Origin of the sequence: Neobacillus niacini (genome assembly GCF_048572935.1) — a bacterium.
Classification (GTDB): Bacteria; Bacillota; Bacilli; order Bacillales; family Cytobacillaceae; genus Neobacillus; species Neobacillus niacini.
Map to the genome: position 1 here is coordinate 3,354,570 of NZ_CP183883.1, position 12,934 is coordinate 3,367,503.

At 36.0% G+C, this 12,934-nt stretch carries 16 protein-coding genes; 12 read left to right on the top strand and 4 right to left on the bottom strand.

Annotation, left to right across the window (positions count from 1 at the left end; genetic code table 11):
* Positions 1–377 precede the first annotated feature (377 nt).
* Together ACN6MT_RS16580 and ACN6MT_RS16585 are read left to right on the top strand one after the other, a co-directional pair.
* Complete coding sequence (locus ACN6MT_RS16580) at positions 378–1,538, top strand: hypothetical protein (protein ID WP_419887121.1); 1,161 nt, start codon at positions 378–380, stop codon at positions 1,536–1,538.
* A 13-nt stretch (positions 1,539–1,551) separates the two neighbouring features.
* Positions 1,552–2,097: a GNAT family N-acetyltransferase gene (locus ACN6MT_RS16585; RefSeq protein WP_419887122.1), complete on the top strand. Its 546-nt coding sequence runs from the start codon at positions 1,552–1,554 to the stop codon at positions 2,095–2,097.
* Positions 2,098–2,154: 57 nt separating this feature from the next.
* Here ACN6MT_RS16585 and ACN6MT_RS16590 read toward each other — a convergent pair whose 3' ends face one another.
* Entirely contained in the window at positions 2,155–3,084 is a 930-nt protein-coding gene (locus tag ACN6MT_RS16590) for a DMT family transporter (protein WP_419887123.1), read from the bottom strand.
* A 161-nt stretch (positions 3,085–3,245) separates the two neighbouring features.
* On the opposite strand from ACN6MT_RS16590, the gene ACN6MT_RS16595 reads away from it, so the two are divergent.
* From ACN6MT_RS16595 to ACN6MT_RS16615, 5 genes are all read left to right on the top strand, one after another.
* Positions 3,246–4,787, top strand: coding sequence for a spore germination protein (locus ACN6MT_RS16595; protein WP_419887124.1), 1,542 nt, complete (start codon positions 3,246–3,248; stop codon positions 4,785–4,787).
* Between the two features lie 6 nt (positions 4,788–4,793).
* Positions 4,794–5,903: a GerAB/ArcD/ProY family transporter gene (locus tag ACN6MT_RS16600; protein ID WP_419887125.1), complete on the top strand. Its 1,110-nt coding sequence runs from the start codon at positions 4,794–4,796 to the stop codon at positions 5,901–5,903.
* Positions 5,878–7,125, top strand: a complete 1,248-nt coding sequence (locus tag ACN6MT_RS16605; RefSeq protein WP_419887126.1) for a Ger(x)C family spore germination protein — start codon at positions 5,878–5,880, stop codon at positions 7,123–7,125. The genes ACN6MT_RS16600 and ACN6MT_RS16605 overlap by 26 nt, the downstream gene beginning before the upstream one ends.
* A 4-nt stretch (positions 7,126–7,129) precedes the next feature.
* Positions 7,130–7,285, top strand: a complete 156-nt coding sequence (locus tag ACN6MT_RS16610) for a hypothetical protein (protein ID WP_157411713.1) — start codon at positions 7,130–7,132, stop codon at positions 7,283–7,285.
* A 71-nt stretch (positions 7,286–7,356) separates the two neighbouring features.
* On the top strand, positions 7,357–7,533 hold the full coding sequence (locus tag ACN6MT_RS16615; protein WP_082799372.1) for a DUF2187 family protein: 177 nt from the start codon (positions 7,357–7,359) through the stop codon (positions 7,531–7,533).
* Positions 7,534–7,599: 66 nt separating this feature from the next.
* On the opposite strand, the gene ACN6MT_RS16620 is transcribed toward ACN6MT_RS16615, so the two are convergent.
* A complete protein-coding gene (locus ACN6MT_RS16620; RefSeq protein ID WP_063251703.1) occupies positions 7,600–7,791 on the bottom strand; it encodes a hypothetical protein in 192 nt (63 codons plus the stop codon).
* A 162-nt stretch (positions 7,792–7,953) separates the two neighbouring features.
* Between ACN6MT_RS16620 and ACN6MT_RS16625 the strand changes: the two genes are divergently transcribed.
* The 5 genes from ACN6MT_RS16625 (at position 7,954) to ACN6MT_RS16645 (ending at position 11,492) form a co-directional block, all read left to right on the top strand.
* Positions 7,954–8,109 carry a hypothetical protein gene (locus tag ACN6MT_RS16625; protein WP_157411714.1) on the top strand — a complete coding sequence of 52 codons (156 nt, stop codon included), beginning with the start codon at positions 7,954–7,956 and terminating at the stop codon, positions 8,107–8,109.
* Positions 8,110–8,318: 209 nt separating this feature from the next.
* Positions 8,319–9,440 (top strand): cysteine desulfurase family protein, encoded by a 1,122-nt coding sequence (locus ACN6MT_RS16630; protein WP_419887127.1) that lies wholly within the window; start codon positions 8,319–8,321, stop codon positions 9,438–9,440.
* A 90-nt stretch (positions 9,441–9,530) separates the two neighbouring features.
* Positions 9,531–10,220 carry a hypothetical protein gene (locus ACN6MT_RS16635; protein ID WP_419887128.1) on the top strand — a complete coding sequence of 230 codons (690 nt, stop codon included), beginning with the start codon at positions 9,531–9,533 and terminating at the stop codon, positions 10,218–10,220.
* Positions 10,221–10,296: 76 nt separating this feature from the next.
* Positions 10,297–10,731 (top strand): CBS domain-containing protein, encoded by a 435-nt coding sequence (locus ACN6MT_RS16640; RefSeq protein WP_419887129.1) that lies wholly within the window; start codon positions 10,297–10,299, stop codon positions 10,729–10,731.
* Positions 10,732–10,979: 248 nt separating this feature from the next.
* The gene (locus ACN6MT_RS16645; RefSeq protein ID WP_419887130.1) at positions 10,980–11,492 is read left to right on the top strand and encodes a CBO0543 family protein; all 513 of its coding nucleotides are present in this window, start codon (positions 10,980–10,982) and stop codon (positions 11,490–11,492) included.
* 72 nt (positions 11,493–11,564) lie between these two features.
* Here the strand turns inward: ACN6MT_RS16645 and ACN6MT_RS16650 are convergent, their stop codons facing one another.
* Together ACN6MT_RS16650 and ACN6MT_RS16655 are read right to left on the bottom strand one after the other, a co-directional pair.
* Positions 11,565–11,870 carry a monooxygenase gene (locus tag ACN6MT_RS16650; RefSeq protein WP_419887131.1) on the bottom strand — a complete coding sequence of 102 codons (306 nt, stop codon included), beginning with the start codon at positions 11,868–11,870 and terminating at the stop codon, positions 11,565–11,567.
* 13 nt (positions 11,871–11,883) lie between these two features.
* Complete coding sequence (locus ACN6MT_RS16655; RefSeq protein ID WP_419956460.1) at positions 11,884–12,801, bottom strand: DsbA family protein; 918 nt, start codon at positions 12,799–12,801, stop codon at positions 11,884–11,886.
* Between the last annotated feature and the right edge of the window lie 133 nt (positions 12,802–12,934).

The following is a 12,934-nucleotide window of genomic DNA, read 5'->3' on the forward strand; positions in this document are numbered from 1 at the left end:
TGCTATTCGTCCCCGTGAACGAGAAAAAGCAGGGTTAGCGGTAACGAATAAAAATCAATCAAGCCCAAGCTTTCTAAAAACGTTCACTTTTTTACAAAAAAACCCTGCTCAGTAATGAGCAGGGCAAGTAACCGAAAAACGTATTACGTAAAGCAAATGGTAGACACAGTATAGCACACATTGAACATAATCCCTAATTATTTTTGAAAATAATCAAAAACTGTCCAGACTTCGCAAACAATTATGCCTATTATACACAAAAGACTCAAATGAATTCCAAAGGTTTTTTAAGGAAAAATAGCAATTTTAAAAGGTTTAGAGGACTTTTTGTTGAAATAAGTATAGTAAGTTTTTCCATTGGTGAGGTGGGATAAAAATTGAATAATATCCAATACGCTTTTATAAATGAATTTGGCCATTATGGATTCGATTTTGATCAACCTGAGACTTCGACCCACTTTATAATCGTTTCTATTTTAGTAAAAGGTTCTGATAAAGAATTCCTCGAACAGGAAGTTGAGAGAATTAAACAAAAACATCTCCAAAAAGGGGATATTGATGATAGTCTTCGACTGGAAATCTTAAGAGATTTAAAGGACTTACCCTTTAAGGTGTATGCGTATGTCATTGACAAGCGGAAAATTAGGGAAGACAGCGGCGTTACATATGAGAAGACATTTATTAAATTTTTTTCTAGAAAGATTTTTGAAGATCTCTTTCGTACCTTTGACACTCTTGACCTTGTCGCCGATGAACAGGGAGGAAGGGAGTTTACGCAGGAATTTATTGGTTATGTAAAAAAGAATTGCATTCCAGACTTATTTAATTATTCAACCTTTGGTTTTAACAGCAGCGAGTCTGATATTCTTCTGGAACTGGCGGAATTTATCGCTGAGACGATTGCAAAAGGTTATGACGTAAAACATCATTCTAATCAATATCCATCTTTTTATAGATTGTTGAAAAATAAAATCATCACCATTAATCTTTGGCCCCATAATTACAAGTACTATCTATATGACTGCCATTTTGAAAAAACAGACTCCGAAACAGATCAGATTATTATTAAACAAGCAGTTAATTTGGCTTATCAATACATTGAGAAACATCGGAAAAGTGAAGAAGAGGATGAAAAAGTCAGGATTGATTTATTGAAGTTTCTATTATTCAATTTAAAGGAAAATCCTGATGAATATGTTTATACCGAAGAGATCCTTGATAATCTTAATGCAATTAGAATTAATAAAATCAAGCAGCATTATTTTCGCTCAAATATTGTTTCGAAACTCCGGGACCAGGGGTTATTAATTGCCTCCAGTAATAAAGGTTATAAGCTTCCTGTTTGTTTAAATGATTTGTACGACTTTGTGAATCTATCAAGTTTAACGATCCATCCAATGATTCAACGAGTCGCTAAATGCAGGGACCAAATTCTTTTGGCAACAAACCATGAAATAGATATCCTTGAAAAATCAGAATACGACTATTTAAAAAGAGTAATAGAATTGGAAAAACTAGCATTGATGAACAATGAGTAAAAGGGGAATTTTCATGTTTTCATACAAAGTAGATGAAGAAATAGCAATTGAATTATTACAGCAGCACCATAAGGGTGAACTATATGACCTTATCGATTCAAATCGTGAACATCTAAGAAAATGGTTATTGTGGGTGGATAAACGGAAATCAGCAGATGATTTCGAATCAATCATTCCAATTTGGATTAGAAACTACGCAGACAATAATGGATTCGATGCCGGCATTCGATACAACGGAAAATTAGTAGGCATGATAGGGCTCCATTATATTGATTGGAAGAATAGCGCAACCAGTATTGGCTATTTTCTGTCGGAAGAAGCGCAGGGAAATGGGATTATCACACGGACAGTATCTTCTTTACTAAAATACTTATTCGAAACCTTGAAACTAAATAGAGTCGAAATACAAGTTGCTGTTAATAATCATAAGAGTATTGCGATTCCTGAACGTTTGGGTTTTGTTAAGGAAGGAATGAAACGAGACGGGCAATGGCTGCATGACCATTATGAGGACATCGCGACTTACAGTATGTTAGCAAGGGATTGGAAAAAACTATAGTAAGTCAATCTTAAATCAAAAAATGCTCTAGAGGGAGAATCCACTAGAGCTTTTTCATTACCGGAAATCCGCCACCTTTACGGCAGGTATTTTCCGATTAAATAACTTCGTATTTGTTCCAATATAAACTCCGGTTAAAACAAACGCCGCTCCAATTCCGTGAGCCCAGGTGAAGGTTTCTCCTAAATAGATGGTTGCCATCAACACTGCAGAAACCGGCATGACATTAATAAAAATCGAAGCCTTGGCTGCACCTACCTCTTTAATTCCGTAATAATACATAATAAAAGAAACCACGGTTACGAATATACTCATATGTGCAATCGCCACCCAAGTTGAGAAGTTGGCCTGTGCGATGTCCTGCCATGATGATTCTACATAAGCAAACGGTGCTAAGAAAACCGTACCAAACGCAACTGCGTAGGTGGTTGATTCAACAGCGCTATATTTTTTTAATACGACTTTACCAACCACACTGTACAAGGCCCAGCTAATAACGGCGCCTAATAAAACCAAGTCAATAGTCTTAAAACCTAATTGAAACAAGGTTAGGAAATGCCCATCGGTGATAATAAAGGCTGCCCCTGATAATGCGATTACCATGCCAATGATATGGTTTTTCGTGATTTTTTCTTTTAGAAAGACCCCAGATAAAAGGACGATTAATACAGGGTTCGAGGCGATAAATAGAGAACTCTTAATAACCGGTGCCTGTTTGGTGGCAATGAAAAAGCAGATATTATAGAGGGCAATTCCGGTTAACCCTAGGACCGCAAATAGTCCATAATCCTTGAGCGTTGGTTTTTTTCGATTCTTTTCCATTATCCACATAATCGGAAACAGAAGGACTGCAGCCCCTAAAAACCGTAAAAATGCGACAGTTGCCGGTTCAAAGCTTTGAACAGCAATTTTTCCTGCAATAAAGGCACTTCCCCATGTAGCCGTTGCAATGAACAACATCCCGTAAATCATCCATTTCTTTTTCATTCGCTATCCCCTAACCCGTCATTTTGCTAATTTTTATTTTACCATCTTTTTCGAAATTCGAAATAAAAAATTCAGTTGAACTTCTTTTTATTTCAGTAGACCAGTTCATACATAAAACTCCTTTAGATGGAAAACGATATAAAAACTGGGAGGGGTTTATTGTGAGGAAAAGGATGACAAAGTTGTTGAAGAAAAGTCTCAACACTGAACCTGAATTTAAAGAAGAGACCAATGCAGAGGAAATTGAAATAAAAAAACAAGATATAAGTACTCATATTGAGAAAAATTTAGATACATTTAAGTCATTATTTTCGATACCGAATAATGCAGATGTTAAATTACGCGAGTTTACGATTCAACAACTAAATCGTAAGGCTTTTATCATTTATATCAGTACGATGGCAGATTTAAAAGCCATTATGGACGGTATTGAGGGACCTTTAATTGATAGTGAGCACCCTTCAACAAAAATCCAAGATATCGTTTCCTACCCACTTGAAAAAACTGCTACCAAGATTGGAGACATCACAGAATTCATTACTGCAGGTGTCACGGCACTGTTTGTTGATGGTGATTCCAATTGCTATTTATTTGAAACAACAAAAATACGCGGCCGTTCAATTGAAAAGTCTGATAATGAAGTAATCGTAAAAGGGGGTAAAGAATCTTTTAATGAAAAGGTAATTGATAATATTGCCTTGATTCGGAAAAAAATTAAAAATGAAAACCTTCTCGTTGAAGCGCAGAAGATTTCAAAAAGATCGAGGAATAGTGTGTTTCTTGTTTACCAAAAGGACCTTGTAAATGACGATCTACTTAAAAATGTAAAAGAGAGGCTAAATTCATTTGATATTGATAGTACTCTTGATTTAAGTATATTAGAGCAAATGCTAGAGGAACGGCCAAAATCTTTATTTCCAACCATTGTATATACAGAACGTCCAGACCGCGCTGCCTCTTTTATCGAAGAAGGTCATATTATTTTACTGATGGAAAATTCACCAAGTTGTTTAATTCTGCCTGCTACCTTTTGGGCGATGTTTCATTCACCAGAAGATCATTATTTGCGGGCACCCTATGGTAATTTCATTAGAATATTAAGATTCTTTGCTTTGTTTGTTGCTGTTTTTACCTCCCCCATCTATCTTGCAATTACAAACTTTCATGTTGGGATGATTCCTCCAGATTTATTGATGGCCATTGCAGGAACTAGAGAAAGAGTACCTTTTCCATCGATCGTTGAAGTGTTGATGATGGAAATAGCCTTCGAGCTTATTCGTGAAGCCGGATTACGCGTTCCATCCCCGATTGGTCCCACGATTGGGATTGTGGGTGCATTAATCCTAGGTCAAGCAGCTGTACAAGCGAATATCATAAGCCCCATCGTCATTATCGTCATTGCCTTAAGCGGGCTAAGCTCTTTTATTATCATTGATATAAGTATGAATTTCGCAATTCGAATTACCCGTTTTTTATTTATTTTTTCAGCCGGATTTATTGGAATATATGGAATCACTGCCTTATTTATAGGAGGCCTCTTTTATTTAGTATCATTGAAATCATTTGGCACACCTTATTTTGCGCCGATGACGCCGCATTCCTTCTCGTCAAAGGATTTACTGATCCGTCATATTCCAATGAAAGAAAGGTTCCGGCCAGGATATCTAAAACCTAAGGATATGGTTAAACAAAGAAAGGGATAAAATCTTATGAAACAGCAATCTGGAAAACTTGGAATTCGTGAATTTGTTTCCATTGCAATATTGATGGTTGGGTCTAAAGCTACGGAGGATACTCCAGCTATTCTTTACAGTCACGTACAAAATGCAGCATGGATGATTCCGTTCATTTCAGCGGGAATCTTTTTTATCCCTCTTTATTTATTAATAAAAACGATGTCAGTGTATGATGAAAAAGATTTGTTTTCGGTCATTAAAATAATACTCGGAAAATACATCGGATTTTTGGTTTGTCTCGTTATTTTTATCATGAGTTCATATGCTGTATCGTTTGATACGAGAACGTATTCGAACATCATTCGAGCCTTTTACTTTACTACCACCCCTACTCTCATCGTCTATGCACTTCTAATATTAATTTGTGCATATGGAGCCAAGAAGGGACTTCAACATATTGGGTCGGTGTCTTATTTAATTGTGTTCTATGGCGTACTTTCTTTGTATATAGCCTTATTACTTGGTACTCAGAATGCCAATATTAATTCGATGTTTCCCATTTGGGGTCCAGGGCCACTTTCTCTCGTGAAAGAAGGCTCACAAAAGTTAACTTTATTTGCCGATTTTTTTCTCTTAACCATGCTCGTACCCTATCTTACATCAAAAAAGGCATTTAAAAGAGGTACTTGGTTAGCCTATTTTTACGTCAGCTTTCAAATTAGTATAGCTATTCTTACTTATGTCTGCATGTTTGGTGAGGGCTTAGCAGGGATTGCCTACCCTTTTCACACAGTTATTCGTTTTATATCACTAGGTCAATACATTCCGAATGTAGAAATCATTTTTTTCATCATTTGGATAATGGCGGCATTTATTCGTTTTACTGCTTTTTTATACATCAATGCCATGATGTTCGGTCATCTATTTAAAATTAAAGACTTTGAATACTTGATTCCATCACTGGCGACGCTTTATTTAATGATTGGCATGATTCCTGAAGCACCTATTAATGTCAGCCTTGTATTTAAACCATTAATAGTGAATACAGCAGGACCTTTTTTTGCCGTCATTTCAATTATTTTATGGCTAGTTGCTTTGTTAAAGGGAGAATTTAAACATGCAAAAAACAAAGACATTATTTAAATTATGGTTGTTTTGTGTCATGGTTTGCTTATTATCTGGCTGTTGGGATCGTGAAGAACTAGAGGATAAATCTTATGTCATCGGTTTAGGTCTTGACCATTCCAAAGAAAAAGATAAAATAAAAGTCACCATGTTGCTTGCCAACCCTGAAGTGGGGAGTATGCAAGGCGGTGGCGGTTCAACAGAAAAACCGCGAGAAATCATCACATTTGATGCGAATGATTTTATCGCGGCGAAAGCGACTGCCAATTCAGTCATTTCACGTAACATAAGTTACGAACTATTAAGGATTTTTGTTGTTTCCGAAGAATTTGCAAGGGATCCAATGTTTCCTACTACCTTTGACGAAGTGTTAAAAGATAAAGAAATCCGCCTAAATAGTTATATTGCGGTTTCGAAAGAAAAGGCATCACAGTATTTTTTGAAAAATAAACCAAGAATGGAAACCCGGCCGCACAAATATTTTCAGTTTATGGTTGATCACGGAATTGAAAATGGGCTCATTCCGGATTCTAACCTATTCCGTTATTTCAACACGATCGAAAGAGGAAGCGATCTCTTTTTGGCCATGTATACGACTGCAAAAAGGCAAAAGAACCCTGAGATAAAAAGGGAGGATGAATACACGGCAGGCGAACTGAATGCCACGGGTGAACTTGATAATACACAATTTATCGGGTCAGCTGTTTTTAAGAATGGAGTTATGTTCGATACACTAACTGGCCAAGAAACCCGAACGATCAATATTCTAGATGATACAACGAATATTAAAGATATATTAGTAAATATGCCTGATCCTTTTTCTGATAAAAAAAGACAATTTGCAGCAAGAATCATGAAAACGGAAAACAATAAAGTGAAAATGAATTTGAAAGGGATAACTCCTAAGATATTCATTAACATCCCGTTACAAATAGAAGTTATGTCTAATCCAAGTATGGTGGATTTTTCAAAAGAAAAAAACCAACAAATCTTAAAAAAATCTATTGCTGATCATATTGCAAAAGTGAATGAAGACCTTTTAAAGAAAACCCAAACCAAATTCAAAGGAATACCATACCCTCTTCCATTATATTCAAAAAAATATTTTGCAACAATTCAAGAATACAAAAAATTTAATTGGGCAAAAGCTTACCCTCGTGCAGACATCAAAGTAAAAGTGGATATTACGATTGTAGATTATGGAAATCGAACTAAAAAGGCTAAAAGGTTAGGGGGGTAGGAGATTGCAATTATTCATTTTCGTTACGTTAGCTGCAATTACGTTTTATACCTTTGGATTTGGGGTAACTTTATGGAAAGGAAAACAAAAAATAAGTGCAATAGCCGTATTTTTCCTTACCCTAGCTATCATCGTTCTTCCTTTTTTTTCGATATTTTAAACAGTATGTTTAAGGAGAAATGCAAGTATTGAAACAGTAATTTTTGGAAAATATAATTTCGAGGTGATAAAATGGCTCATGCAAAAGTTGGCGATAAGATTTCCTTTAAACGCGACGGTAATGCTTTAGAAGGTGTAGTCACGGGAGTAAGGGAAAATTCCGTTATGGTACAATACGGAATTTCAAAGGATAAGGATGAACCTTTAATTACGATTGTCAATCATAAAAATTACAAGATCACAAAATAAATGTGCCGCATATGATCAAAGAAATACAAAGAAAAAATCCCTTAGTCCAAAGGGATTTTTTCATTTCTAATCGTGATTGCGCTGACCTTTTTCGTTCCTGTTACCAGTTAAATTATTTGTAACGTTTTTGGCCGCGTCAACAGCATTCATAGCGACGTTTTCAGTTGTTTCTAAAGCACTGTGAACGGCATGGAAAGCAGCACCCGCTGTTTCTTTAATGCCTTCAGCAACACCTTTATCATTTTGTCTATTTGCCATGTTGATTCACCTCCTAAACAGAAATAGGTTATGTAGTTATCGAGGGACTATTCAGTAGGAAAGCAACTGGGAAAATTTTTTCATTTAACCCTTTTATTTATTAAGGGAATAGTAAGTGTGAGACTACATGGAACCATGAACAAGAAAATAGGAGGAAAAAGAATGGAAGAAAATAAAAAAATGGAAAAGCTGCTTCGCGAGTATGGCTATCCTGAAAAAGCCATTCCAAGATTAATGCGCGAAATTAGTTCAATGAATTATGATCGAGTGAAAAAGCTGATTCTGCCATATAACGATTTCACAGCAGGAAAATCCTAGAATACAAAAATTTTAACGATAAAAATATTATGTAAACCTAAATAAAAATTCATTCCCAGCCGCCTTCATTTAAAAGTCCATTTCAGAAAGTATTCCTTACTTGCTGGAATGGACTTGAATATCAATTAAATTTAGAACTATTATTCTATTTTTAGTAGAATAAGATAAGACAAACGTAATTCTTTTTAGCGGAAGGAATGATTATTCGTATGAAAAAAATTTATCTAGATTATAATGCTAGCACACCATTGGCACCAGAAGTGGTGGAAGTAATGCAGCCGCTTTTGAATGATTACTACGGGAATCCTTCAGCATTGCATTGGGCCGGAAAACCTGTGAAAGCAGTATTACATAAAGCGAGAAAACAAGTTGCCGAACTTTTAAACTGTTCCTTTGGAGAGATTATATTTACATCGGGTGGAAGTGAAGCCAATAACCTTGCATTAAAAGGTTCCTATATTAAAAACCTGCATAAAGGGAACCATATTATAACCACAAAAATTGAACACCCTGCAATCATAAATCCTTGTAAGTTTCTAGAAAAAATTGGAGCGGTTGTAACGTACGTAGGTGTAGATCAATACGGTAGAGTTTCACCCGAGGAAATTGAGAAGGCAATAACAAAAGATACCATCTTAATTACTATCATGCATTCTAATAATGAAACCGGCACCTTGCAGCCTATTCAAGAAATTGGAAGCATCGCTAATAGGCATGGAATAACATTCCATACAGATGCTTCGCAATCCATCGGAAAAGTTCCAGTGAATGTGAATGAATTAAAAGTGGATATGCTAACCATTGCTGGTCATAAACTGTATGCACCAAAGGGCATTGGTGCTTTGTTTGTTCGCAAGGGTGTTGAGTTAGAACCACTGATTCATGGTGCCGGGCATGAGCATGGACTACGTGCAGGTACAGAAAATACTTTATTGGCTGTAGGATTAGGAGCGGCATGTGAAATTGCGCGTACTCAATTAGATAATAACAAGCAAAAGGATCTGACTAATTATTTTTGGAAACAATTAAAAGATGAGCTTGGTGATCAGGTTGTGTTAAATGGACATCCTCAAGAACGATTACCGAATACTCTAAATGTCAGTTTTGTTAGAAAGATAGGCCAAGAACTATTAGATACAATCCCTCAGCTTGCTGCATCAACTGGATCGGCATGTCATGCTGGTAGTATTGAATTATCACCGGTATTAAAAGAAATGAAGGTACCTGAAGAGGTAGGGATGGGTGCCATTCGATTTAGTTTGGGCAGATATACAACAAAGGATGAAATTGATAGTGTTCTGAAAGCATTTAAAGAAATCTTGAAACCTTAATTAAAATATTTAATAAATAGAGTAAATTCATAAATAGATCTTTTGCTGTGTTAAATACTAATTAAAAATGTTTCTTTAATGAGGTCCTTTATGAAAAAGCTAGTTCTAACAACCCTTTTTGTTGTAGTGTTTCTAACGGGATTCGCAAAGCCTATCGAAGTCGTCCCTTTCTTGCAATCGTCCGCAAAAGGATTGCCAGAAAAGACTAATGTCCCTGTGCTTCTTCCAACTTATTGGGAAGAACAAACGAAGAAGCCAAAGAGGCATACAGCCGTAAAAGTAAAAGCCTTTGAAAATGGCTATGTGATATATTTTTTATCGATGGATAAGCACTATCGAGCAAATGACCCGGCGTTATTTCATCCAAGGGAGTCGAGTAAAACAGGAGAACTGTCCGGGTATGTTGGCAATATGACAGCTAGCGAGCGGCCAAATAATTTTGTTTTTTATAAAAAGAAAGATGGCGTTTCATTATGGATTCAACCGTGGATTAAATCTATCATTTACGCGAAGCGCGGACCCTGGACCTTGCGTTTTGATGGGGATAATGGGGATGAGCCATATCAACAGGCAGATGAGTTGTTTATTGCGATGAAGAAAGCTGACTGGTTAAAAAGAAAAAATATTCAAGAAGGTAATATCAATATATTAGGCACCCGAAGTGAAGCATACACAAGCTTTTCTTGGGAAACAAGTGATGGTTTTGTTTATCATTTTTCTTATAAAGGTCCTATTAAGGAAGCCGTTAAAATTGCGGATAGTCTAAAATATGTGGAATAAGCGAAAAAAATTTACCATTAATAATATCGCCAAGTTTTACAATCCTATAAAGGAAAAACATATTTGGAGGTAAACCATGGCGCAATTAAGAGATATCATGACATCAAATGTAGTTACAGTTAACGAAACACAGACTGTTCAGGAAGCTGCCGCGTTAATGAGCCAATATAATATCGGAGCTATCCCAATAGTAAATAACAACAGAGAAATAGTCGGAATAGTAACAGATCGCGATATTACCCTTCGTACGACAGCACAGGGAGAAAATCCACAAACACCTGTATCTGAGGTCATGACAGCACAGAAAATCGTACAAGGTACACCTGATATGGATGTGCACCAAGCAGCAAGTTTAATGGCACAACAGCAAATTCGCCGATTACCGGTAACCGAAAATGGACAAATAGTAGGAATGGTTGCTCTAGGTGATTTAGCAGTACAAAATCAATATGCAAACGAGGCAGAAGAGGCATTACAAAGTATTTCAACTCCATCTTCTCCACAACAATAATAAGAGGATTGTCCCCATCTTAAAATATTTTAATTCGCCTTTAGCGGTGCAGGTAAATTAGAAAAGTTTAATTCGTAACGTCCAAAGCCCATCTCACGCGAGAGGGGCTTTGGTTATTTTGATAAAATAATCTCAGTGTCTTTCAGACAGGGTTAAGGAAAAATTTTTTAGAATGATACTCATGAATAGAGTCAGGGGATTAAGAACTACTAATATTGGAAAACTACCAGTAAGGTAGGTGTTCGGTTATGGTAGCAATCGTTCTCTCTATATCATGGATTATTGCTGCCATGAAATTTGGAGATCGTGATTGGAAAAAATATTATCCCTCAATGTTATTTGCTGCACTGGGGAATGCATTGTATGAAATCCTTTGTTATAAATATCAACTCTGGAGTATGGAACCCAATGGGGTCGTTTATTCCATAATCCCAATGTTGTTGCTTATATTAGTTGGTATGCCATTATCAACATGGGTATTTTTATCTAAATATCCATATGAATTAAGTATATATAAAAAGGGCATTTATGTTTCATTTTTCGTTACAGTATTTATTGTTTTAGAATATATATCTATAAAATTTGGCGCAATTTCCTATCATAATGGGTGGAATCTCGGATGGTCATTATTTTTTGTGATAGTCATGTTCCTGGTGATTAGATTACATTTTACAAGACCTATTCTAGCACTACTCATTTCAATTCCTTTTTCGTTTTTATTATGCATGATATTCGAAGTTACGTTAGAGAAAATGAAGTAAAGCAAACAAACAAAAGCGAAAAAAAGCAACTTAATTGGAAAAGTCGCTTTTTTTTCGTTTTAGTCGTTGATTTTATTTTACTGGGCCGTTTGTGATTTCAGTAAGTTTAGAATTGATGGAAAGGATATTTGCGTTGACTTCTGTTATTCCAAATCCAGCCAATCTTTTTGAGTGCATATCTAAATAATTTTCTGCTGTTTCTTTTGTTTCAAAAATATAAATGCCGCCCGCTACATTTGTTTCAGGACTCTCTGTCCAGATTTTCCATATGAAGCCTTCTTCTTCATTAATACTATGTGCTAATCCGGAAAACTCTGTTGCCATTTCATCTCCGAATGGTCCATTCATTTTAAAATCAACTTGTAATACGAATGCCATAAATCATTCCCCTTTATTTTGTAAAATAAGATTCGCCCAGAATTTCTTGCTTAACGTAACTGCCTGGTGTAAGTTCTTTTTCAACAAAAGCACTCAGATCCGATTGTTCAATGTCGTACATTACTTCAATTTCTTTTGAAAATAAAAGTTTTTCTTTTTCAAGTAAGCTAGAAAGGGAAGGTTGTGGTTTTGGCTGCAGTTCTTCCATGTTTAGGACCTGCTTTAATCCGTCCACATAAGATTCAAACGGACGTCCACCAACAATTTTTACCCCTTTATTTTCCCCATTAATCATAACAATCGTTGGAAATCCTCTAACACCAAGGCTTCTGGCAAGACTAAAATCTTCATTTAATAATTGTTGTCCTGCTGGCTTTTCTGCTTCCTTTACAATCGCTTCTCCATCAAGACCAAGTTTATTTACTAGTTCGATCATAACAGATTGATCTGAAATATTTCGATTGAATGCGAAAAGGTCTTCTCTAGCACGTCGTAAGTATTCATAAGCCACTGCGTCGTTATGATTTTTTTGAATCACTTTATATACACGCGAAGGCGGGTAGGATGATTGAACGGGATTGTCAATCATGAGTGATCCATCTATTGGCATCCGGGAATGTACTCCAACTTCCCTCCAGTGAGGGGCAACGTCCGCGGGCTTATAAATACCGTTCGCAGGATCAATGGGACCATCATGCCATTTTTCCAGCAATCCACCCATCACAGGCTGAAAGTTAAAATAGTGGCCATACTGTTCTTTGAAACGACGTAAAACGGGTTCAATTGCCCAGCAATGTGAGCAAATAGGATCCGTAACATAATAAACTTCAATAGATTTTTTTGGTTGATTAAAATCAATCATCTCCATTTGTTCCTCTCCAGCCACTCCACATACACCTGTTTCTAAATCACATATCATATTATCGTTCATCAATTGATATTCACTCCTCTAAAGTTCTTTGTATTTGCTTTATAATTGAATTTTAGTAAATAATGAAAGAAATCAATACCAATAGTTCCTTCGATTTGTCGGTTATCCAACACTTTGAAGAAATTGTTGAAAA